This is a genomic window from Blautia sp. CAG:257 (assembly GCF_000433815.1).
In the GTDB taxonomy this organism is placed as follows: Bacteria; Bacillota; Clostridia; order Lachnospirales; family Lachnospiraceae; genus Blautia_A; species Blautia_A caecimuris.
This window is the reverse complement of record NZ_HF999105.1, coordinates 1,840-25,462: the sequence shown is the minus strand read 5'-3', so window position 1 is coordinate 25,462 and position 23,623 is coordinate 1,840. Positions and strand designations below refer to the sequence as shown.

Here is a 23,623-nt window from a genome sequence, read left to right as displayed (position 1 = left end):
CTAGTCACTGCTCACAGACCACCATCCCGCCAGGTGTTTTGGCATGTATATGACAAAATTCCGAGACATACAGGGCAAAATGCCATCACCGATGGTGATTTTAAATACATTTTGACCAAGTTGCTGTGAAGATCATGAACAGTAACCTGATTATACCATATACTTCCTGTAATACTGTAACAGTCTTGACACCTTTTGCACCTGCTGATATAGTTAAACTCATAATTTTTATCATTATGTTCAGGCAGGAGGGCGATTATGAACGAACTTGAGAGCAAAAAACTGATCAGACAGCAGAGAGCATTTTTCTATAAGGGCAGGACTCTTCCTGTAAAAACACGGATTCACATGCTGAAAAGGCTTCGCTCCTGTATTCTGAAATATCAGGAGGAAATCCACAGCGCTCTGAAGCTTGATCTTGGAAAAAGCAGCTTCGAAAGCTATATGTGCGAAACAGGTCTGGTTCTTGACGAACTCCGCTACATGCTTGGACATATCCATAAATTTTCAAAGGAAAAGACGGTTCCCACCCCTCTTTCCCAGTTTTCCTCCAGAAGTTATGTAACTCCTTCTCCCTACGGAGTTGTGCTTATTATGAGCCCCTGGAATTATCCGTTTCTTCTGAGCCTGACACCACTGATCGATGCCATTTCAGCCGGAAATACAGTGATCGTCAAACCAAGCGCCTATGCTCCCAATACATCGAAAATTATCAGTAAGATCATCTGCGAGGTTTTTCCGCCTTTTTATGCTGCGGTTGTCACAGGAGGACGCAAAGAGAATACCTGTCTTTTAAATGAACATTTTGATTATATCTTTTTTACCGGAAGCCAGCATGTGGGAAAAGAGGTCATGGCAAAAGCCGCACAGTTTCTCACTCCGGTCACTTTGGAGCTTGGAGGAAAAAGCCCCTGCATTGTAGAAAAAACAGCGAACCTGAAGCTGGCTGCAAAAAGGATTGTTTTTGGGAAATTCCTGAACTGCGGACAGACCTGTGTAGCTCCTGATTATATTTACTGCCACCGGACCATAAAAGACAGACTGATCCTGGAAATAAAAGATCAGATCCGGAAACAGTTTTCTGAAGAACCGCTGAATAATCCGGACTATGGAAAGATCATCAACCAGAAGCATTTTCATCGGATCGTATCTCTCATAGATCCGTCAAAAACAGTATGTGGCGGAGAATATGACTCTGACAGTCTCCGAATCGCCCCAACCCTTATGGATGAGGTTTCCTTTGACGATCCCATTATGCAGGAAGAGATTTTTGGCCCCGTGCTTCCGATCCTGACCTATGACAGTCTGGATCAGGCAGCTGCCCGCATCAATTCCATGGCTCATCCTCTGGCGCTGTATATTTTTACAGAAAATAAAAAAGCTGCTGAAAAAATAACAAAACACTGCAGTTTTGGCGGCGGATGCATCAATGATGTGGTAATCCATCTTGCCACCAGCCAGATGGGATTCGGAGGCTTAGGAGAAAGCGGTATGGGTTCCTATCATGGCAAAGCAGGTTTTGATACCTTTACCCATTATAAAAGCATAGTAAACAAAAAAACATGGATGGATCTTCCTGTCCGCTATCAGCCCTACCGGAAATCTTCCGAAAAGCTTTTAAAACTTTTTCTCAGATAAAAAGTCAGACATCCCGGTCATAATTCCTGTGCCGCAGCCAGGAATCATGCCGGGATTATTTCTATATTTCCTCTTCTTTTTTGTATCTGGATACTGCAAGCTCAGCCTCTGCCAGAAAAGACAGGGAGCCGAAGATAACGATCACATCCTCTTCCCGGGCCTGTTCCATAGTCCTTCTTACTGCGGACCGGATACTTTCTGCTGCCTCCACAGAGGGATTTATTTTTTCCACTGTATCCTTCAGTTTTTTTGCAGAAAGCGCCCTGGGATTATCCGGGGTCTCCACTGTAATGATATGGTCTGCAAGAGGTGCTGTGATCTCTGTCACCTTTTTATAATCTTTATCCCGAAACATTCCGAAAATATAAAAAAGTTTTTTGTCCGGGAAATAAAGCTCAAGAGATTTTTTCAGTTCCTCTGCCGCCGCCGGATTGTGAGCGCCGTCCATAACGATCACCGGTTCCCTGGAGATCACTGTAAAACGTCCTCTCCACACTGCTCTTTTCATCCCCCGATATACTGCCTGATCCTCAAGCCGGTATCCGAGATTTCTAAGGGAATCCACTGCTTCCAGCGCAAGGGCTGCGTTTGTGAGCTGATAACTTCCCATCAGAGAGATTTCCATATCCTTCCACTGCTTATAGGAAAACTTCTGTCTGTCATAGCCGTGAGAAATATCTGTCACCTGACCGGGATCTGCTGTGTTCAAAACACATTCCTGTTTCCTGCAGGTTTCTTCAATTACTTCCATGGCCTCCGGCTTCTGCAAAGCAGACACAACCCGGGTATGAGGCTTAATGATCCCTGCTTTCTGCAGTGCGATTTTATCCAGGGTATCTCCCAGGAAATCCATATGATCCATACTGACAGAAGCGATCACCTCCAGCACAGAAGTAGTGATTACGTTCGTTGCGTCCAAGGCTCCGCCAAGTCCTGTTTCCAATACAACAATGTCACAGTTCTGTTCTGCAAAATAAAGAAAAGCCAGAGCTGTCTCCACTTCAAAAATCGTAGGCTCTCCTGTGTGTGTTTTTTTCATATCTTCTGCCGTTTCTTTTACTGCAGCTGTAAGGCGGGCCAGATCTTCCCGTCCGATCATTTTTTCATCCACCTGGATTTTTTCCCGGTAGGAAAAAAGTACCGGAGAAATATATCTTCCTGTGCGGTATCCCGCTTCTGTGAGAATGGTAGAAAGATACGCCAGAACAGAACCTTTTCCATTGGTTCCTGCAATATGAATAAATTTCAGCCTGTCCTGAGGATTTCCCAGTCTGTTTAAAAGTTCTCTCATATTATCAAGACCAAGTACGCTTCCGCCTTTTGATACCTGATCCAGATAGTTTCTTGCTTCTTCGTAATTCATGTCTGCTCCTGTCCGGGCCTGACTCGGCTCTAAAAAAATCATGCTTATTATAATCCTTTTTACTGATTGCTACAACATATACTGCATAATTTTTTCTTTGTATTATAAAGTTATACATTTCTGTATTCAAAAAAGAGGAAGCTGAACCTGCTCAGCTCCCTCCTGCGATTTTCTTTATTTTTTATAAAATTCCTGCACTTTATCCAGTCTTGCGCCCATATTGCCAAGAAGAGCGTCTGCAATGGTAAGAGCGCACATGGCCTCTACCACAACCACTGCCCGGGGCACGATCACCGGATCGTGACGGCCGTGGATCTCCAGAGAAATATTTTCTCCTTTGTCTGTTACGGTTGCCTGTGGCTGACTTACAGAGGGAGTCGGTTTAACAGCTGCCCGCAGAAGGATCTCGCTTCCGTCACTGATGCCACCCATGATCCCTCCTGCATGGTTGGAGGTTTTGACAATCCCTTTTTCAGAGGCCGCAAATCCGTCATTATCCTGAGATCCCCTCATCTGCGACACATGGAACCCTTCTCCGATCTCCACGCCTTTTACCGCGCCGATGGACATAACAGCCTGGGCAAGCATGGCGTCCAGCTTTTCAAACACCGGTGTTCCAAGTCCTGGGGGAACTCCCTTGATGCGGCACTCGATGATCCCGCCTGCGCTGTCCTGTTCCTTCATACACTGTTCCAGATAAGCGCCTGCTTTTTCTGCTGCTTTTTTATCCGGCATATAAAAGGCATTGTTTCCAATTTCTTCCGGATGAAATTCTGTAATCTCTGCCGGTCCGATAGCTTTTGTGTAGGTACAGAAAGAAATGCCCAGAGCTTCCAGAAGCTTTATGGCAACTGCTCCCGCCGCCACTCTTCCAAGGGTTTCTCTTCCTGAGGAACGCCCGCCGCCCCGGTAATCCCGGAATCCATATTTGGAATCAAAGGTAAAATCTGCATGTCCCGGACGGTAAGAGTAAGCAATATTTCCGTAATCCCCGGATCTCTGATCCATATTTCTTACCATGAGAGAAATAGGAGTTCCGGTTGTCTTTCCTTCAAATACTCCGGATAAAATTTCCACCTGATCCCCTTCTTTTCTGGCTGTGGTATAACGGCTCTGTCCGGGTTTACGCCGGTTAAGGTATTTCTGGATGTGGCTTTCATCCAGTTCAAGCCCTGCCGGACATCCGTCCACCACTGCCCCCAGAGCTTTTCCATGGGATTCTCCCCAGGTTGTCACTGTAAAAAGTTTTCCGAATGTAGATTTATTCATATAAGTTTCCCTTTTCCAGAACCTCTGAAAATACCTTCAGTGTCTCATGAATCACATCCTCTGAATGTGCATCAGATAAGAACATTGCCTCAAACTGGGAGGGAGCCAGATGAATGCCGCCCTTCAGCATGGACAGGAAATAATTTGCAAAGGCTTTTGTGTCAGAGGTTTTTGCAGAAGTATAATCGCAGACCTTTTCTTCTGTAAAGAAAATACTTCCAAGAGAAGAAATATGGTTCAGATGACAGGTAAGTCCTGCTTTTTCTGCAAGGTCTTTCATTCCCTCATAAAGGAGAGTTCCTTTTTTCTCAAGTCCTGTATAAACCTCCGGATGAGCATAAAGATATTTCAGCTGGGTAAGGCCTGCTGCCATTGCCACCGGATTTCCGCTTAAGGTGCCTGCCTGATATACCGGGCCTGAAGGAGAAACCATTTCCATAATTTCTTTTCTTCCGCCATAAGCTCCTACCGGCATTCCCGCGCCGATGATCTTGCCGTAAGTAACCATATCCGGGGTTACGCCAAAATATTCAGCAGCTCCCCCAAAAGCAAGGCGGAAGCCTGTGATCACCTCGTCAAAAATAAGAAGGGCGCCGTTTTCGTCACAGAGAGCGCGAAGTCCCCGGAGAAAACCTTCCTCTGGCGGAACTACTCCCATATTGGCAGCTACCGGCTCCACGATCACTGCCGCAACCTGATCCTTTGCCTGTTCCATCAGCGTTTTTACACTGTCCAGATCATTGTATACTGCAGTCATAGTATCCTGGGTGCAGCCTGCGGGAACTCCTGCGCTGTCCGGAATGCCGCTTGTCATGACTCCGGAACCGGCGCTTACCAGAAGCGCATCGCTGTGTCCGTGATAGCAGCCGGCAAATTTAATGATCTTATTTTTTCCTGTAAAGCCTCTGGCTGCACGGACAGCGCTCATAACTGCCTCTGTGCCGGAGTTTACCATACGTACCATCTCTACATGAGGAAGATGACCGCAGATAAATTCTGCCATCTCCACCTCGATCTCTGTGGCGCAGCCAAAGCTTAATCCCTTTTCACAGGCTTTTATAACAGCCTCACGGATTTCCGGAAAGTTATGTCCAAGGATCATAGGGCCCCAGGAATCAATGTAATCAATATATCTGTTTCCGTCTGCGTCGTAAATGTAACATCCGTCTGCATGATCGATAAATCTTGGAGCTTCTCCAATGGCTCCGTAAGCGCGGACCGGACTGTTGACGCCTCCCGGAATCCTTTTTACTGCGCGGTTAAATAATTCCTCTGATCTTGTCATCAGCCGATTCTCCCTTCGTCAATAAATCCTGCAAGCTCTTTTGCATAATAGGTAAGATAGATCTGAACACCTGCGCGGTATGCGCTTGCGGCCATTTCACAGACGATCTTGTCCTCTTCGATCCATCCCATTTTTGCGGCAGCCTTTACCATGGCGTACTCGCCGCTTACGCTGTAAGCTGCAATGGGAACATTGGTCGCCTTATGTACCTCGGAAACCATATCAAGATAGGACATTGCAGGCTTGATCATAATAATGTCCGCGCCTTCTTCGATATCTGTAAGCGCCTCCTTCATGCCCTCTCTGCGGTTATGATAATCCATCTGATAGCTTTTTCTGTCGCCAAAGGCGGGAGCTGAACCTGCTGCGTCACGGAACGGACCATAAAAAGCAGACGCATATTTTACTGCATAGGACATGATCGGTGTTTCCTTATGCCCGTTTTTGTCAAGACACTGACGGATGGCGCGCACACGGCCGTCCATCATATCAGAAGGCGCAACCATATCGGCTCCTGCTTCCACATGAGAAAGAGCGGTTTTGGAAAGAAGCTCAAGAGTGGCATCATTCTCTACCTCATGGCCGCAGAGCACGCCGCAGTGTCCGTGGGAGGTATATTCGCACATACATACGTCCGTAATATAATACATATCCGGAAACTGTTTTTTCGCTTCCCGAAGAGCCTTCTGAACAATTCCGTTTTCTGCATAGGCTCCGCTTCCCACCTCGTCCTTGTGATCCGGAATACCAAACAGCATAACGCTGCTGACGCCTGCTTTGGAAAGCCTTTCCAGTTCATAGGGAAGGCGGTCCACACTGTAGCGGAACTGGCCTTCCATGGACGGAATTTCCTCTTCTATGTTGTTTCCCTCCCGGACAAACAGAGGATAAATAAGAGATGATTTGTCAATTCTTGTCTCTCTTACCATTTTTCTCAGCGTTTCACTGCCTCTCAGTCTTCTTGGTCTCTGGATTAAATCCATGTTTCTCACTCTCTTTCCTTTTTGTGTTTTATTTCTTCTACCAGTCGGATCAGATGTTCGATGGTAGCTTTTTCTGCCATATAGGTTTCCATTCCCAGCTTATCTGCCGCCGCCTTTGTCTGCTTTCCGATGCAGGCAGCCGTAAGTCCGGTATAATCAGCGCCCCTGGTGCTTTCCGCAAAGCCCTTTACCGTAGACGCGCTGGTAAATACCACACAGTCTATGTTTTTGTCAGTGATTTCTTTTTTCATGTCAATGAGACTGCTGCTTTCATAAAGAGTTTCATAGGTGGGAATATCGTCAACCACAGCGCCTGCCTCCTTAAGAAGCCGCGCCAGATTCTCATTTCCTTTTTTTGCTCTCGGGATCAGGATCCGCTCTCCGCCCTTCAGCTCTTTTGCAAGGGTTTCACCCAGACAGTCTCCGTCATAGATCTCAGGCATCAGATCTGTAAGAAGGCCTCTGTCCTCCAGGATCTTTCTGGTTCCCTCGCCGATCGCAGCGATTCGGATCCCGGCAAGACTGCGGATGTCCATTCTGCGGTGTTTCATCTCATCAAAAAAGATTTCTGCCCCTGTAGGGCTGGTAAACACAGCCCACTGATAATCGGAAACATGATCCAGCGCCTGATAAAGCGCTCTCTGGTCTTCCAGCGCCTGGGTACGGATAGATGGAAGCTCCAGAACCTCCGCTCCCTTTTCTCTTAAAAGCTCTGTGGTACGGGAGCTTCTGTTTTTCGGTCTTGTGACAAGCACCTTCCATCCCATCAGAGGAAGCTTTTCATACCAGTTAAATTCATCTGCAAGGGCGCAGACCTTTCCTACCACAATAATGGCCGGAGTCTGGATACCCTGACGTTTTACCTCAGCTTCCAGAGTGCTGACTGTGGCTACAATCTTTTTCTGTCCTGCTGTGGTTCCCTTCTGCAGAATCGCAGCCGGCATTTCCGGGTCCATGCCCTCATCCAAAAGTCCCTGGCAGATATCATGAAGGGCAGCCACTCCCATTAAAAATACAAGTGTGCCTTTTGTATCCACAAGGGCCCGGAAATTAATGTCGTACTCTTTTCCGGCTCTTCTGTGTCCGGTTATGATATGAAGGGAAGAGCAGAAATCTCTGTGTGTTACCGGAATGCCGTTATAGGCCGGAACTGCCAGCGGGGAGGTAACTCCGGGAACGATCTCATAGGGGATTCCGTGTTCTGTAAGAAGCTCCAGCTCCTCTCCGCCTCTTCCAAACAGGAAGGGATCTCCGCCTTTGAGGCGCACCACCCGATATCCCTTCTGCGCTTCCTTTAAAAGCACCTGATTGATCTGTTCCTGGGGAAGGGTATGCTTGTCTGACCGTTTTCCCACATAGATCAGTCTTGCGCTGTCCGGAATTTTTGTAAGAACCCCCTGTCCTACCAGGCTGTCATATACAACCACTTCCGCTTTATTAAGAACCTCAAGGCCTTTCAGAGTAAAAAGTCCGGCATCTCCCGGACCTGCACCTACCAGCCATACTTTTCCAATACTCATGATGACTCTCCTTTTTCCACGGATTCTTTCAGACGCTTTGCAAGAGTGATCCCCAGCTCCTCTGCTCTTAAAGGATCGCCCTCCAGCTGCCCCTTTATATATGTCCCGTCTTCTTCTCTGTAATAAAGTCCCCGGAGCAGCAGTGTGTCTCCGTGAAGCTCGCCATAGGCAGCCACAGGGGAGGAACAGCCGCCGTCCAGATATTTTACATAGGCTCTTTCCGCAGTTGCGCACACCCAGGCTTCTCTGTCGCAATAGCCCTCCAGGCAGGAATAATCTTCTCCTGCTCTTCCCTGAACTGCCAGGATTCCCTGGCCGGCTGCAGGAAGCATCTCTTCTACTGTAAAGTAGCGGCTGATTCTGTTTTCCAGCCCCAGGCGCTTCAGGCCGGCTGCCGCAAGAATCAGTCCCGCATACTCTCCTTCATCCAGCTTCCGAAGCCTTGTCTGAAGATTTCCCCGGATGCTTTTTACTTCCATATCCGGATAAAGCTCTTTCAGCTGTAACGTCCTGCGGAGACTGGAACAGCCAAGAGGCTTACTTTTATCCAGATGATCTGCGCCCTTTGGAAGAACAAGAACGTCTCTGGGATCTTCTCTTTTTGAAAAAGCCAGAAGTGGAAGCTCAGAGGGAACCTCCATAGGCATGTCCTTCAGGCTGTGAACAGAAATGTCTGACCGTTTCTCTATAAGAGCAAGATCCAGCTCTTTTACAAAAAGTCCTTTTCCCCCAATCTTATCAAGGGTACGGTCAAGAATTTTGTCTCCTGTGGTTTTCATGGTCAGGATCTCTGTATGTAATTCCGGATGCTCTTTATTGAGAAAGCTTTTTACCATCTCACTCTGCAGCACTGCCAGAGCGCTTTCTCTGCTTCCGATGATTATTTTATTCTTTGTCATTTTCCGCTGCTTCCTCCATGGCTTTCTGAATGGCGATCCGGACCTTTTTTGCCTTGTGATGATCCAGTCCGCTTGCAGTGATTCCCACTACCATTTCATCCTTCATATAAATTCCCGGAAAATAAAAATCACACTTGCTCTTATCGTCCGCAATATTCACATAAATGCCCTCTTCCTTGCAGACGCGGTAAATTTCATCATTCAGCTTCCAGTCATTGGTAGCTGCGATCACCATATATGCCGTCTGAAAATCCGAACGCTTTACAGGACGGGTAATCAGATTTACATAGCCTGCCGTTCCAAGCCCCCGAAGCTCCTCAGTCACTTTTGGGGCAATAGCCGTTACGTTTCTTGTAAACTGAAGCAGTGTCTTGACTCTCCGGGTGGCAATGTTTCCCCCGCCAACTACAACCACGTTTTTGTCTGAAAGATCTATAAACATGGGAAAATATCTTTTAGTCTTCATAAAGCTTCTCCAATCCGGCCACACATTCCAGAAAAACCTCCTGATTCAGGCTGTCCCTTAAACCGAAGATCAGCTTATTCACAACCTTTCCGGCAGCAGTATCCACTGCTTCAAGCAGGCTTTCTCTGTCCTTTTGTTCCATTGGTGTTTTTTTGAGGATTTTTTCGATGCGCAGGTTCAGATCCTGTACCGCATCCTCTCTGATCTCCTGGATCCTGGGAATCACATCCCGGCCCTCCAGCCACTGATAAAATTCCTCCATCTGCTCTTCTACAATCTGTTCTGCCTTCCGGATGCTTTCACTCTGCTCAGAAGATATTTCAGACGAATGGAAGCTGTCCATGTCGTAAAGTCTGATTTCTTTCCTCTTTCCAAGAGCAGGATCAATGTCTCTTGGCACTGCCAGATCCAGAAGGATCAGCTCTTCCGGAAGTGTGAGGTCAGAAAACTGTTCTTCTCTTAATGTAAAATTAGGGCTTGCCGTTGCGCTGACAACCAGATCGCATTTGGGAAGATACTCCATTCGCTCGCCATAGTTGATTCTTTTGCAGCCCTCCGGGATCTCCACAATCCCGCTTCGGTACTGACGCACAGTAACCGTCACATCAGCCCCTGCCTCACGGAGTGTCTGGGCAGCTACCTTTCCCATTTCTCCGTTTCCGATAACCATACAGGTTTTCCCTTTTATTTCATAGCCCTGAGATTTCAGAGAACAGACTGCCTGATGGATCACAGAAGGATTTCCGTGGGCAAGAGGCGCCTCTGTCTTAATTTTTTTGCCTGCAGTTACTGCCATACGGAAAAGAACCTCCAACACACTGTCCGAGGTAAAATGTTCTCTGGCAAGATTCAGAGCATCTTTAATCTGAGTAAGAATCTGGTCTTCTCCCAGAATCTGAGACTTCAGCCCGCCTGCCAGATAAAACAGGTGAGCTGCTGCCTCTTTATCCTTTCGTGTAACAAAATATTTTTCATAGGAAACTTCCTGTACTCCTTTTAGCCGACAAAGACACTGATACAGGGAAAGCTCCTGATCTTCTTCATGACTTGCCCAGATTTCCAGGCGGTTGCAGGTAGAAAGAATCACACAGCCGTGTACCCCCGCCGTATGTTTCAGCTTTTCCATAGCTTCCCCTGCATTTTTCTTTGTAAAGGCAAATAATGCCCTGATATCCACCGGCGCGCGGCCGTGATCTATTCCAATCATGGAAATGGTCATAATGTTTCTCCTTTTTGTTCAGACATATCTTCAGCTGCCGCAATATTTGTATATCTGCTGACTGAACATACTATTCTTTATGATAAACATTACAACGCTCAATGTCAATGCTGGCTGACATTTTTCCCCTAAATAGTTCCCATCCGGGTTACTGTTCTCTCCGTTAAACAGTCAGCGTAATTCCACTGTTTTTGTGGCGACTACATCTACTCCGGTTCCTGCCGCATCGGCAAGTATGATATCGCCTGTATGCACCGGCGCCGGAATCTGGATACCTTTCAGCGCCCGGATACAGTCAAAGATTTTTTCTTTTGGAATATCTGTTCTGGTTCTTACAGAAACTGCGGGAATTTTCCCACCTGTCACCGTTACCGTGGTGGTAACGGTTCTGGCAGGGGCCGTCACCTCCTTTTCCCCGTACTCCCTTCCCCGCTTACAGGTATTTCCCTCTACGGATATCACTGCTCCCTGTTCTGTTTTTACAGTCAGGGCGCAGCCAACCGGACAGCCTATACAGATTAAATGTCTTTCCTCCATTTTTATGCCTCCTGAATTTTTATGGTGATCTGTTTCAGTGCGGGATATTCCATAAGCTGAGCTTTTTTCAGAATCAGCTCCTCCATCTCGCCCGGGGCTGCATATAATCTTTTTTTGCGGATTACCAGCTTTTCGTCAAAGTAAACACACACATAACAGTCCCGGTAAACACGGTCTGCCCGGAAACGGAGGGTAAGATTTTCTTCCATATGTTCCGGTCGGATAAACGAAGGAACCGTATAGCGGACGCCGCTGCCGGCAATGATCCGAATCTCACGAGTCTCTCCCTGCTCATTTCCCTTCTGATTCTGCCTGTTCTCTTTTTTATTTCTGATAAACTCTGCTGCAAAACGCCCGGCAGCAGCTGCCTCCTGTGACACAAAATCCACCAGATCATGCACATGCAGTACATTTCCGCAGGCAAACACTCCGGGAATATTTGTTTCCAGGCTTTCGTTTACCACAGGACCTGAAGTTACCGGGTTCAGCTCCACTCCCATGTTTCCCGATATCTCATTTTCCGGGATCAGTCCTACGGATAAAAGCAGGGTATCGCAGGTATACTCTTCCTCAGTACCCGGAACGGGCTTTCCTCTTTCATCCACCTTTGCAAGAGTTACGCCTTCCACCCGTTCCCTGCCTTTAATGTCCACAACTGTGTGACTGAGCTTTAAAGGGATTCCATAATCCTCCAGACACTGCACAATATTTCTCCTGAGGCCGCCGGAATAAGGCATCAGTTCTGCCACTGCCTTTACCTTTGCTCCCTCCAGAGTCATTCTTCTTGCCATAATAAGTCCGATATCTCCGGAACCAAGGATCACAACCTCGCGGCCCGGAAGATATCCTTCCATGTTTACCAGTCTCTGTGCCGTTCCTGCGGAAAAAATCCCTGCCGGGCGATATCCCGGAATATTCAAAGCTCCTCTTGATCTTTCCCGGCAGCCCATGGCAAGGATCACTGCTTCTGCTTTTATTTCCAAAAGTCCGTCCTCCCGGTTCAGAGCCGTGATCACCCTCTCCGGACTGATATCTGCAACTATGGTATTCAGCCTGTATTCAATATCAAGCTCCTGTACTTTTTTTATATAGCGCAGGGCATATTCCGGGCCTGTCAGCTCCTCCTTAAACGTGTGGAGACCGAAGCCATTGTGAATACACTGGTTCAGAATACCTCCCAGCTCTCTGTCCCTTTCCAGAATCAGAATTTTCTGTATACCGTTTTCTTTTGCAGCAACTGCCGCCGCCAGTCCTGCCGGACCGCCTCCTATAATTACAACATCATATGCTTCCATGATAGTAGCTCCTCCTGTATCTGGTCAGAATGTATCTTTATTGATTCCCAGAATGATTTGTGAATTTTTTCCGCATTTGGTGATCTCTGCCATATCCTTTCCCAGCTCCCGGGCAAGGATCTCCATGGTTTTTGGAGAGCAGAAGCCTGACTGGCAGCGCCCCATTCCTGCTCTTGTTCTGCGCTTGACGCCGTCCAGTGATCTGGCGCCCAGAGGACGATGGATGGCGTCAAGGATTTCTCCCTCTGAAACCATCTCGCATCTGCAGATTATATTTCCATAGGCCGGCTGCTTTTTCAAAAGCTCCCGGTATTCTTCTTTGTCCAGCGCTGCCGGATTAAGAATGCCCTTTCTCTCAGAAATAAAAGCATCTTTTTCTTTAAGGTTCAGTCTTTTTTTCAGAATGTCCGAAACCATTTCTCCAACTGCAGGAGCTGCGGTAAGACCCGGGGATTCAATTCCTGCACAGTCCACAAAACCAGGCGCGTCCTCAGGCTCACCGATAACAAAATCATCCCCTTCCTCATGGGCGCGAAGGCCTGCAAAGGAAGTGATCACCTGTCTCAGAGGAAGATTTTTTACATTCATGCCTGCTTTCTGGATTACCTGCTCCAGCTCCTGCGCAGAAGTGTTTGTTCCCTCTTTGTTTTCAATGTCTTCAGCAGTTGGGCCCAGAAGAAGGTTTCCGTGAACCGTAGGTGTTACAAGAATCCCTTTTCCGTATTTTCCGGGAAGAGAAAATACAGTTCTGTTCACATGGGTTCCCGCGCTTTTGTCCAGAAGGCAGTAGCTCCCTCTCCTTGGGGTAATGCAAAGCTTTTTTTCACTGACCATATTGTGGAACCGGTCTGCGTAAACTCCTGCTGCATTGATCACTGTTTTTGTCAGGAAAACTCCTTTGGAAGTTTCAATCTCCCAGCCCTGTGAGGTTTTTCTGATATTCTGTACCTCTGTATCAAATCGGAATTCTGCTCCATTGACGACAGCATTTTCTGCAAAAGCCAAGTTCATGGCAAAAGGACATACGATTCCGGCTGAAGGTGCATAGAGGGCTGCATATACCTCATCAGTTATATTGGGTTCCATTTCTTTCACCTGTTCCCGGTAAAGAATCTGAAGTCCTTTCACTCCGTTTTTCTTTCCCCTTTCATAAAGAGTCTCAAGCTTTGGAAAATCTTCTTTATGAAGACAGATCACCAGAGAGCCGTTTCTCTTAAAAGGAAAATCCAGTTTTTCTGAAAGCTCTTCCATCATCAGGTTTCCCCTGACATTGAGCTTTGCCTTCAGGGAGCCTTCCGCAGCATCATAGCCTGCATGGACAATGGCACTGTTTGCTTTCGAGGTTCCGCAGCACACATCCTCTTCTTTTTCCAGTACACAGATCTTTGCCTCATAACGGGATAATTCTCTTGCACAGGCAGTTCCCGTTACCCCTGCCCCGATAATAATTACATCATACATAGTTTCTGCTCCTTTTTTACGATTCATTTTTATTCACCGGGAAAGTCAGTACACAATATATGAATTTCCTGGTAAATGAAAAAGCCCGACAAATAAACGCACAGAATCTATGCGCTATCTGTCAGGCTCTCTTCTCTCATGCCTTTTCTTTTTCAGTTGTCCGAACAGGATTCCTGTTCTGTTTCTATAACCTCCATACCTGATGACTGGTAGAGGAAACTCCCATTGCACCGGCATCCAGAGCCGCCACCACGGATTCTCTGTCTGAGATCAGTCCGCCTGCAATGATCTTTATTTTTACCAGATGACAAAGCTTCTCAATGATTCGCGGCATCACGCCCGGAAGAACTTCAATAAAATCCGGCTTTACACTGTACTGCTGCTGGCAGATATTTTCAAATGCCATGGAATCCAGAAGGAAAAATCTGAGGACGGTAAACATGGACAATTCTCTGGCTCTTCGGATCAGGGAGGGTTTCGTGGTAATGATCCCATCTGCCATGGTGCTGGTATGGATAAAATCCACAGCTACCTCTCTTGTGCTCAGTCCGCCGATCAGATCCACATGTACCATGGCGATCTTGCCCGCATCCTTCACTGCCTTCACAATCTCTCCAAGAGAACAGATGTCCCCATATAAGATAAAAACAATCCTGATCTCCGGGATACCGCAGCATTCTTTCAAATCTTCCGGACTTTTTATTGCTGCGATCACAGGATTTTCTTCCACTGCATCCAAAAAATTCTGATTCATTTCTGCTGCCCCGTTTCTTTCCTTTTGAACTGATTTTACTATATCACACAAGGCTTCCTGATTCAATAAATTTTCTGAAAAATAATAGAAACCTTTATTTCCGGAGCTGCTCAGATCACATAATTTCCTCCGTCTTCTCCCTCCCGGAGAAGATCTTCCAGTGTAATCCTGTCAAAATATTCATTGATCAGCTGATAAAACCCCTGCCACATACTTAACGTCTTACAGACCGAAGCTCTCTCACAGAGATTCGGCTCATCCTCCAGACAGGCAATAGGCGCCAGGGAGCCTTCGGTAAGTCTTAAAATGCTGCCCATGGTGTATTCTCCCGGCGTTCTGGAAAGACGGTATCCGCCTCCCTTTCCCCTAAGGGCATGGACAAATTTATTTTTGCTCAGAACAGACACAATAGATTCCAGGTATTTCTCAGAAATTTCCTGTCTTCTGGCAATGTCCATAAGGGGGATATATTCTCCGGTATTGTGTTCCGCAAGATCCAGCATAACGCGGATCGCATAGCGTCCTCTTGTTGATATCTTCATCCTAACGGCCTCTTTCTGCTATATTTCATCATACGTTTCCAGGAAATGATGCTTTACTCCGTCTTTCTTATATGCCACCACAGTATTGACGTTTACATTTTCCACACTTTTAAATATGTTAAACTCAATTACAGGATCCTTCTGAGCAAGATTATGGATCAGTTCCTTTACCTCTGCTCTTTTTGAGCTTTTATCTGTTTCCTCATCCGCGCACTGCTCTGTAAAGCGGCAGGCGCACCGAAGGAACCTCAGTCCGTTGTAGTTTGCCCAGTGGATGATATCTTCCTCTCTGATCAGGTACATGGGACGGATCAGCTCCATTCCCTCAAAATTGGTGCTGTGAAGCTTCGGCATCATGGTCTGTATCTGGGCTCCGTAAAGCATTCCCATAAGAATGGTCTCGATCACATCATCGTAATGATGGCCCAGAGCGATCTTATTGCAGCCAAGCTCCTTTGCCCTGCTGTAAAGATATCCTCTTCTCATTCTTGCACAGAGATAACAGGGAGAGCTTTCCTCTCCTGCCACCACGTCAAAAATCTCAGACTGAAAAACCGTAATGGGGATTCCAAGAGTTCTGGAATTTTCTAGGATAAGCTGATAATTTGCCTCATTATATCCGGGATTCATTACAAGAAAAACAACCTCAAAATTCTTTTTTCCATGGCGGGCCAGCTCCTGAAAAAGCTTTGCCATAAGCATGGAATCCTTTCCGCCGGAAATACACACTGCAATTTTATCCCCGTCTTTGATCAGCTCATATTCATTGATGGCTTTGGTAAAACGTCTCCATACAGGCTTGCGGAATTTTTTAATAATGCTTCTCTCAATTTCCCGTATTCTTAAACTCCGGGCATCCTCTTCTGTAAGCCCGGCCTCATTTATCTGGTTGGTCTCTAAGGTATTTGTATCCATAACATTCTCCGTTCTGCTGATGTTTTCTTCTTTTTTACTGTAAAAGAAGAGAACTCCGTTACAGTATACATGCAGAGACATGTTACGGTCAAGAAGTTCTCTTTTGTTTTATTCTGTCATTGGGACTTCCGGTTATTGTTCACAACCTTCGCAGTAACTACTTCCATTTTCGGCTTACATGTCTCACTGCACTGCCTTAAAAGCCTCTTCCAGATCCTGAATAATATCATCGATATTTTCCGTTCCCACAGAAAGCCGGATGGTATTCGACCGGATTCCCTGTTCAAGAAGCTCCTCTTCCGTACACTGGCTGTGAGTGGTAGTGGCAGGATGAATCACCAGAGATTTCACATCCGCTACATTTGCCAGAAGAGAAAACAGCTCCAGATTGTCAATAAAGTCTTTTGCCTTTTGTTTGCCGCCTCTGATCTCAAAGGTAAAAATGGAACCGCCGCCCTTTGGGAAATACTTCTGATAAAGAGCTTTCTGGCTTTCATCCTGTGTCACAGACGGATGGTGGACACATTCCACCTGAGGATGACTGTTAAGATATTCCGCTACTTTAAGCGCATTTTCCACATGACGTTCTACCCTTAAAGACAGAGTTTCCAGTCCCTGAAGAAACAGAAATGCATGAAAAGGCGACAGAGTGGCTCCAATATCTCTGAGAAGGATCGCACGGATCCTGGTAACAAAGGCTGCCGGACCTGCCGCCTTTGTAAAACTGATTCCGTGATAGCTTGGGTCAGGCTCTGTAAGAACAGGAAATTTTCCGGATGCCTCCCAGTCAAATTTTCCTCCGTCTACGATCACACCTCCCACGGCTGTTCCGTGTCCGCCAATAAATTTTGTTGCAGAATGTACCACAATATCTGCCCCGTATTCTATAGGGCGTACCAGATAAGGCGTTGCAAAGGTATTATCCACAATAAGAGGGATCTTGTGTTTATGGGCAATTTCCGCAACTGCTTCAATATCTACCACATCAGAATTGGGATTTCCCAGAGTTTCAATAAACACAGCTTTTGTATTATCCTGAATGGCTGCTTCCAGCTCTCCGTCATTAAAAATATCTACAAAGGTGGTTGTGATCCCATACTGGGGAAGTGTGTGGAGAAGCAGGTTAAAGGTTCCTCCGTAAATATTTTTTGCCGCAACAATATGACCACCGTTCTGCGCCACATTCTGAATGGAATAGGAAATAGCTGCTGCCCCGGAAGCTACTGCAAGAGCTGCCGCTCCTCCCTCCAGGGCTGCCATCCGTTTCTCAAAAACATCCTGAGTGGGATTGGTCAGCCTTCCGTAAATATTTCCCGCATCACTTAGATCAAATCTTGCCGCCGCATGGTCACAGTTGCGAAATACAAAGGAAGAGCTCTGATAAATAGGAACCGCTCTGGCATCTGTTGCCGGATCCGGATTTTCCTGTCCTACATGCAGCTGAAGTGTCTCAAACTTAAATTTCCTGTTTTCTCTTCTGATTTTTTCACCCATAATTTTACTCCTCGTTATTCTTTATCTGCCAGACAATCGTTGTTTTTACTATTCCATAAACAGAGGGGTGGAATAGTATCGGTCTCCTGAATCCGGAAGGAGGGCTACAATGGTCTTTCCTTTATTTTCCGGACGCCGTGCAAGCTCAAAGGCTGCATGAAGAGCTGCTCCGGAGGAAATTCCTACCAGTACGCCTTCTTTTTTTGCAAGAAGCTTTGACGCTGCATATGCCTCCTCACTTCTGATCTGAATGATCTCATCGTAAATATCTGTATTTAAAACCTCAGGTACAAAGCCTGCGCCGATTCCCTGAAGCTTGTGAGGGCCGCTCTTTCCTTCTGAAAGTACAGGAGAATCCGAAGGTTCTACTGCCACGATCCTGATCTGAGGATTTTTAGCTTTCAGATATTCTCCCACACCGGTCAGAGTTCCGCCTGTGCCTACGCCTGCTACAAAAATATCTACCTTTCCCTCTGTATCCTCCCAGATCTCCGGGCCTGTTGATGATCTGTGGGCTGCAGAATTCGCGGGATTTACAAACTGTCCGGGAATAAAGGCGCCCGGAATTTCTCCTGCAAGCTGCTCCGCCTTTTCAATCGCCCCTTTCATGCCCTTTGCGCCTTCGGTAAGGACAATCTCTGCTCCGTATGCCTTCAGGATATTTCTTCTTTCCACACTCATGGTCTCAGGCATAGTAAGAATCACCCGATATCCCTTGACTGCCGCAATAGCAGCAAGCCCGATCCCTGTATTTCCCGAGGTAGGCTCAATGATCACAGAACCTTCTTTCAGGAGGCCTTTTTTCTCCGCGTCCTCGATCATTGCTTTTGCCACTCTGTCCTTGACGCTTCCGGCAGGATTCAGATACTCCAGTTTCACAAGAACAGCTGCCGGAAGAGAAAGTTCTTTTTCAATATTGGATATTTCTACCAGAGGGGTATTTCCAATCAGCCCCAGCGCTCCTTTGTAAATTTTTGCCATAATCCAGTTCCGCCTTTCTTTTTAATTACATACTAACTTTGTATGTTAGTATGATAATACAACTGCCATAAAATGTCAATCTTTATTTTCAGAAGTTTTTATGAAATGAAAAAACTGCCACAGTCCATATTCTTTTTTTAACAGAACATAAACCGCAGCAGCTCTTCATTTAAACAGCGTTCCTGCTTCCGGCACAGAACAGCTCCCGCATTTACCCTCTGAAGAAGCTGCTGTCCCCTGCTATTCTTTTTTTCGATACAAAAAAGCTCAGATGATAATACACACCATCCCGCCCTTGCTGTCATTGACGATCTTCTGCATGGTATCCTGAAGCTTCACCTGGCTTTCTTCTCCAATGGAAGCCAGCTTATTCCGGATGCCGTCCCGTACAAGCTGTTCTATGGACTTGCCGAAAATATTTGTCTCCCAGATGCTTTCGCCCCGTTGGCCGCTCTGTCCGATATACTGGATCAGATCCTGCGCCTGCTGCTCTGTTCCCACAATAGGCGCGATCTCTGTCTCAATATTGGCTTTTATCATATGGATGGAAGGGCTTTTTGAACGGATTCTCACCCCGAATTTATTTCCCTGTTTCATCACCATCGGCTCTTCAATCTCAACCTCTCCAAGCTCCGGCACCACCACACCGTATCCGGTTCCCCGGACCGCTTCCAGAGCAGACTGAACCTTAACATATTTTTCTTTCATCTGGGAAAGCTCTTTCATCGTATGGATCAGGTCATACTCGCTTGCCATGGAAACTCCGCACAGCTCGCTTAAGATCCTGTAATAATACTCATCTTTGATCTGGACCCGTATTCTGACAACGCCATCGGAAAGTCCTACATGATCAAGAAGAGTATCCTGCACGTAAGGACCTTCCAGCTGCACCCTTTCCTTAGTCACATCACGGATATGAGCCAGCTCTTTCATCAGCTTCCGGATCTGTCCAAGGATCTGTGATTTCAGTTCATGATCCAGAGGAAGCATTTCTACCCATTTAGGCACATAGAAATGAATTTCACTGACCGGAAATTCATAAAGCACCTTTTCCAGAATTCTGGTGATATCTTCTTTTTTCAGCTGCTCACAGTTAGCTGTGACCGTTGTCACTCCGTATTTTTTCTGAAGGCTTTCTGCAAGCTGTAAGGTTTCTTCTTTATACGGCATCTGAGAATTTACCAGGATCAGAAAGGGTTTTCCCTGTTTTTTTAATTCCTGGACTGTCTTTTCTTCTGCCTCTCTGAAATTTTCGCCTGGAATTTCTCCAAAGCTTCCGTCCCCTGTGATCAGAAGTCCAATGGTGGAATGTTCCCGGATCACTCTTCCTGTTCCCACCTCTGCTGCCTCATGGAAAGGAATGGCTCTGGAGGACCAGGGGGTTTTTACCATTCTCTCTCTGCCTTCCTCCACATGGCCGGAAGCATCCTTTACCAGATAACCTACACAGTCTATCAGCCGGATCCGCACCTTCTGATCCTCTCCCAGCGTAACCGGAACCGCCTCTCTTGGAATAAACTTTGGTTCCACTGTTGTGATCAGTTTTCCGGAACCACTTAGAGGAAGCTGATCTCTTACCTCTGCCTGCTGCTCCCCGCTCATTGCCGGAAGGGCCAGCTGCTCCATGAAACGTCTGATAAATGTGGACTTTCCGGTGCGGACAGGTCCTACAACACCTATGTATATATCACCGCCGGTACGTGCCTGAATATCCCGGTAAACCTGAAAATTTTCCATAAAAATGCCCCCTTGCATATATTCACACAATCCCATGTATTGTTATATTTATATGCAGGAGACATTTTATTCATGTTACTTTTGAGACAAATCTCTGAAACAGGTCTGTTATTGTTACTGTAAATGGAGCGAACAGAAGCCTTTTATTTTATGATCAGGTTTTCATGATGTCTGTATTCTCTTGTTCCCAGAAAGATTTTCTGTATTCGCCGGGAGTTCTTCCATACCTCTGCCGAAAGACACGGTTAAAGGTTCTCTGGCTTTCAAATCCGGCTTCCAGAAAAATATCCGTAATTCTCATGTCTGTATTTTCCAGAAGAGAGGAAGCATAGTTCAGCCGGATCTCATTCAAATACTGATTAAAATTCGTATGAAAAACACCGGAAAAGATTTTGGATAAAGCAAACTTATTTACGCCAAGATTTTCAGCCACACTTCCAAGTGTCAGCGTTTCCTGAAAGTGAGACAACAGATACGTCATAACAGTATATATCAGATCATTACTCCCCACACGATCTTTTTCTATGAACCGGAAGTTTTCCCTGCACCGGTATAATATAATCTGTAAATAAGCCTGCCCCACAACCTCGTTTACCTTCTTGTCTTTTATCAGACAGCCTAACGCATTTTTGGTCTCCTCGTGTAATTTTTCCCTGGAAATCACTGGATTTTCCGGACATTTTTTCTGAAGCAAGGTCATAAACGGTCCACTGAGCTCCAACGATGCATAAAACAGATATACTTCATTTTTTCCATGAGAGAACACCTGATAATGATGGATCAGATCCGGAAATACCACTGCAAAATATCCCTGCTCCATATGATACAGTTCACAGCCAACGCCAAGCTCCAGCTCCCCTTTTGTTACATATACCAGCTCAATGGCATTGTGAAGGTGAGGGGGAACATGATGGGGCTTTTTTCTTATTATACTGAACTTTTCTTTTTTCTCTTCATAAGACGGCTGCATGTTCCTTCTCCTCTCTCTTCAAAATTTGGCTGCTTCTTTTTTTCATTTGGCATGCATATCTTCCTCTGATACAGTATAATAAGGTCAGAAATCAGGAAAGGAGGTACAGCCTTATGAAAAAGCTTATTAACTATTTACAGGAAGTCATGGATTTCTATGCAGTTTATTTTAATCATGCATATCGCTTTTAACAGCCTGTTCCTGTAAAAGTTTCTCATTGGCGCGTTCCACGTTCATTTTTGACATGATAAATGTAATAATCAGTGTGATTGCCACCGGAACCCAAAGATACATGATCTGAAGCATCTGGATACAGGAATCGCTCTGTACAGCCAAAGCTCCGTCAAATCCACTGAGATCCAGAAGCCAGCCGGTAATGGCAATTCCGATTCCGCCTCCCAGCTTAATACCAAGAGAGGTACAGGAGTACATGGTTCCGTCTACTCTTTTGTGCTTTGTCAGATAAGTATATTCCGAACAGGAAGCAATCACTGCATTCATATCTCCCTGCCAGGGTCCCATACCAAAGGCTGCGATGCCGGTAAATAAAAGCATCAGCGGCACGCTTCCCAGGTAACCGGCTACTACAACCAGAGCCCTTCCAATGGTTCCGATCACATATCCCGTCAGATTCAGTTTGTACATACCCTTCCATTTTTCCACCAGAACCGGCGTAACCAGCAGCGCAATAATTAAAGGGATATTTATGGCCCAGGAAAATACACCGTACAGGTTTTCATTAAACAGGATATAGGTCATATAATAAATACCCATGTTTAACATGGCAGTATAAATCTGCTGCAAAATATAGGTGATACAGATCATTACATAATACTTATTGGTAAATAAAAGCTTTCCGGCATCGATCAGGGAATATTTCTCATCTGTTCCGGCTGCTTTTCCATCATTTAATTCTTCTTCCGGCAGTTCCTTCACAGAAAATACGGAAATCGTATTCACTGCAAGTCCGATCACTGCATAAATAATAGCGACTGTTCTCCATCCGGCAGCTCCGCCGCCCATCCATTCCACAAATCCAATGGTCAGAGACTGGATCAGAAGACTGGTTGAAAAAGCAAAGATAAAACGATAGGAACCCATCTGTACACGTTCCTTGCTGTTTTTTGTCACCAGGGCTGTCAGGGCAGAATAGGCAATATTATTCGCAGTATAAAAAACTGCGTTTAACAGAGTATAGGCAATAAAGAACCAGGCATACTGGGCAAACTCTCCCATGTCAGCAGGAATAGCAAAAATAGCCACCAGTGTTACGGCACAGCCAATATATCCATACAGCATCCAGGGTCTTGCCTTACCAAGTCTGCTTTTTGTTTTGTCGATCAGAGAGCCGAAGAAGACGTCTGTGATCCCGTCAAATAATTTTGACACTGCAATCAGCGTTCCGATGATTCCCGGATTCAATCCTACTGTATTTGTCAGATAAATCATGACAAAGGAGGACAAAAACGCATAGACCACATTTCCTGCAATATCCCCGGAGCCATACCCTACTTTGTTATACCATTTTAAATACTTTTTCTCATTCATGTGTTCTTACCATTCCTTCCCAAATAAAAGCTTCATCTCAAATGTAAATCTTTCTTGATCCAGCTGATATTCTTTGCGAAGCTCCGGCCCGCAGCTGTTGGAGCCGATTCCATTCTGCCCATAATCCAGACAGACAACAGTGTTGCCTGATTTTTCCAGTTCAAAATTATGTGCCTTTTCTGTCAGTTCTTCCTGGGTGTAATAAGATACATTAAATGCAAAAGGCTTTGGAGATATAGCCATAAAAGTCTGTGCTTCTTTTTCCAGGACCATATAATCACAGTCTGTATGACTTCCGTTTTCCTGGGGGCGCAGATAATCCTCATGTTGCTCTTCTACTGTGGATTCATAAAGGCCATGGCTGCAGGATCTGCGCTTATCCACATAGCTTTCGTGAGGCCCCAGTCCATAGAATTTCAGGCCTTCATACTCTTTCTTTAAAAATAACCGAAGCCCAAACCGTGGAAGCTGTGGAAATTCCATGTCTTTTTTTACCTGCATGGTTACAGAGATTTCTCCGGTGTTCTCTACCTTCCACTGGGCTTCGATATCCAGAACCTTTTGAAGCGCTGCTGCCGCCACAGACATAGTGCTGTGGATGATAACGCTTTCATCATTGACACAGCCGGCAACTCCTCTTCTTATCTCCCATGTTGTATCATAAGCTCTGGCTTTGCTGCGGTCATATCCGGCTGCCTTCCATTCCAGCCTGATCTTCCGGTCATTGTCTGTTGGCGCCCGCCAGAT

General features: G+C 46.0%; 20 protein-coding genes and 1 pseudogene. 1 reads left to right on the top strand and 20 read right to left on the bottom strand.

Going from position 1 to position 23,623, the window contains the following annotated elements:
• The first annotated feature begins 258 nt into the window (after positions 1–258).
• Positions 259–1,638, top strand: a complete 1,380-nt coding sequence (locus tag QVP40_RS11845; protein WP_022068605.1) for an aldehyde dehydrogenase — start codon at positions 259–261, stop codon at positions 1,636–1,638.
• Between the two features lie 61 nt (positions 1,639–1,699).
• On the opposite strand, the gene QVP40_RS11840 is transcribed toward QVP40_RS11845, so the two are convergent.
• From QVP40_RS11840 to QVP40_RS11745, 20 genes and pseudogenes are all read right to left on the bottom strand, one after another.
• Positions 1,700–3,001, bottom strand: coding sequence for a bifunctional folylpolyglutamate synthase/dihydrofolate synthase (locus QVP40_RS11840; protein WP_288200543.1), 1,302 nt, complete (start codon positions 2,999–3,001; stop codon positions 1,700–1,702).
• 174 nt (positions 3,002–3,175) lie between these two features.
• Entirely contained in the window at positions 3,176–4,270 is a 1,095-nt protein-coding gene (gene aroC, locus QVP40_RS11835; RefSeq protein ID WP_022068603.1) for a chorismate synthase, read from the bottom strand.
• On the bottom strand, positions 4,263–5,555 hold the full coding sequence (hemL, locus tag QVP40_RS11830) for a glutamate-1-semialdehyde 2,1-aminomutase (protein WP_022068602.1): 1,293 nt from the start codon (positions 5,553–5,555) through the stop codon (positions 4,263–4,265). The genes aroC and hemL overlap by 8 nt, the downstream gene beginning before the upstream one ends.
• Positions 5,555–6,538 carry a porphobilinogen synthase gene (hemB, locus tag QVP40_RS11825; RefSeq protein WP_022068601.1) on the bottom strand — a complete coding sequence of 328 codons (984 nt, stop codon included), beginning with the start codon at positions 6,536–6,538 and terminating at the stop codon, positions 5,555–5,557. Before hemB ends, hemL begins: the two co-directional genes overlap by 1 nt.
• Positions 6,539–6,543: 5 nt before the next feature.
• Positions 6,544–8,058: a uroporphyrinogen-III C-methyltransferase gene (gene cobA / locus QVP40_RS11820; RefSeq protein ID WP_022068600.1), complete on the bottom strand. Its 1,515-nt coding sequence runs from the start codon at positions 8,056–8,058 to the stop codon at positions 6,544–6,546.
• Complete coding sequence (gene hemC, locus QVP40_RS11815; protein ID WP_022068599.1) at positions 8,055–8,957, bottom strand: hydroxymethylbilane synthase; 903 nt, start codon at positions 8,955–8,957, stop codon at positions 8,055–8,057. Before hemC ends, cobA begins: the two co-directional genes overlap by 4 nt.
• A complete protein-coding gene (locus QVP40_RS11810; RefSeq protein ID WP_022068598.1) occupies positions 8,944–9,423 on the bottom strand; it encodes a precorrin-2 dehydrogenase/sirohydrochlorin ferrochelatase family protein in 480 nt (159 codons plus the stop codon). The genes hemC and QVP40_RS11810 overlap by 14 nt, the downstream gene beginning before the upstream one ends.
• Positions 9,413–10,642 (bottom strand): glutamyl-tRNA reductase, encoded by a 1,230-nt coding sequence (gene hemA / locus QVP40_RS11805; protein WP_022068597.1) that lies wholly within the window; start codon positions 10,640–10,642, stop codon positions 9,413–9,415. Before hemA ends, QVP40_RS11810 begins: the two co-directional genes overlap by 11 nt.
• Before the next feature lie 171 nt (positions 10,643–10,813).
• Positions 10,814–11,179: a DUF1667 domain-containing protein gene (locus QVP40_RS11800; protein WP_022068596.1), complete on the bottom strand. Its 366-nt coding sequence runs from the start codon at positions 11,177–11,179 to the stop codon at positions 10,814–10,816.
• Between the two features lie 2 nt (positions 11,180–11,181).
• Positions 11,182–12,474, bottom strand: coding sequence for an NAD(P)/FAD-dependent oxidoreductase (locus tag QVP40_RS11795; protein WP_022068595.1), 1,293 nt, complete (start codon positions 12,472–12,474; stop codon positions 11,182–11,184).
• 24 nt (positions 12,475–12,498) lie between these two features.
• Positions 12,499–13,935 carry an NAD(P)/FAD-dependent oxidoreductase gene (locus QVP40_RS11790; RefSeq protein ID WP_022068594.1) on the bottom strand — a complete coding sequence of 479 codons (1,437 nt, stop codon included), beginning with the start codon at positions 13,933–13,935 and terminating at the stop codon, positions 12,499–12,501.
• A 184-nt stretch (positions 13,936–14,119) separates the two neighbouring features.
• Positions 14,120–14,689, bottom strand: a complete 570-nt coding sequence (locus QVP40_RS11785; protein WP_022068593.1) for a glycerol-3-phosphate responsive antiterminator — start codon at positions 14,687–14,689, stop codon at positions 14,120–14,122.
• A 110-nt stretch (positions 14,690–14,799) separates the two neighbouring features.
• Positions 14,800–15,231 carry an RrF2 family transcriptional regulator gene (locus tag QVP40_RS11780; protein ID WP_022068592.1) on the bottom strand — a complete coding sequence of 144 codons (432 nt, stop codon included), beginning with the start codon at positions 15,229–15,231 and terminating at the stop codon, positions 14,800–14,802.
• Between the two features lie 18 nt (positions 15,232–15,249).
• Entirely contained in the window at positions 15,250–16,146 is an 897-nt protein-coding gene (locus QVP40_RS11775) for a tRNA 2-thiocytidine biosynthesis TtcA family protein (protein WP_022068591.1), read from the bottom strand.
• Between the two features lie 183 nt (positions 16,147–16,329).
• Positions 16,330–17,640: an O-acetylhomoserine aminocarboxypropyltransferase/cysteine synthase family protein gene (locus QVP40_RS11770; protein WP_022068590.1), complete on the bottom strand. Its 1,311-nt coding sequence runs from the start codon at positions 17,638–17,640 to the stop codon at positions 16,330–16,332.
• A 48-nt stretch (positions 17,641–17,688) separates the two neighbouring features.
• A complete protein-coding gene (gene cysK, locus QVP40_RS11765; protein ID WP_022068589.1) occupies positions 17,689–18,621 on the bottom strand; it encodes a cysteine synthase A in 933 nt (310 codons plus the stop codon).
• A gap of 267 nt (positions 18,622–18,888) precedes the next feature.
• Positions 18,889–20,358, bottom strand: a complete 1,470-nt coding sequence (spoIVA, locus tag QVP40_RS11760; protein WP_022068588.1) for a stage IV sporulation protein A — start codon at positions 20,356–20,358, stop codon at positions 18,889–18,891.
• A gap of 154 nt (positions 20,359–20,512) precedes the next feature.
• Positions 20,513–21,328, bottom strand: coding sequence for an AraC family transcriptional regulator (locus QVP40_RS11755; protein WP_022068587.1), 816 nt, complete (start codon positions 21,326–21,328; stop codon positions 20,513–20,515).
• Positions 21,329–21,496: 168 nt separating this feature from the next.
• On the bottom strand, positions 21,497–22,876 hold the full coding sequence (locus QVP40_RS11750) for an MFS transporter (RefSeq protein WP_022068586.1): 1,380 nt from the start codon (positions 22,874–22,876) through the stop codon (positions 21,497–21,499).
• A 6-nt stretch (positions 22,877–22,882) separates the two neighbouring features.
• Positions 22,883–23,623: pseudogene (locus QVP40_RS11745) on the bottom strand (beta-galactosidase small subunit); the annotation flags it as partial.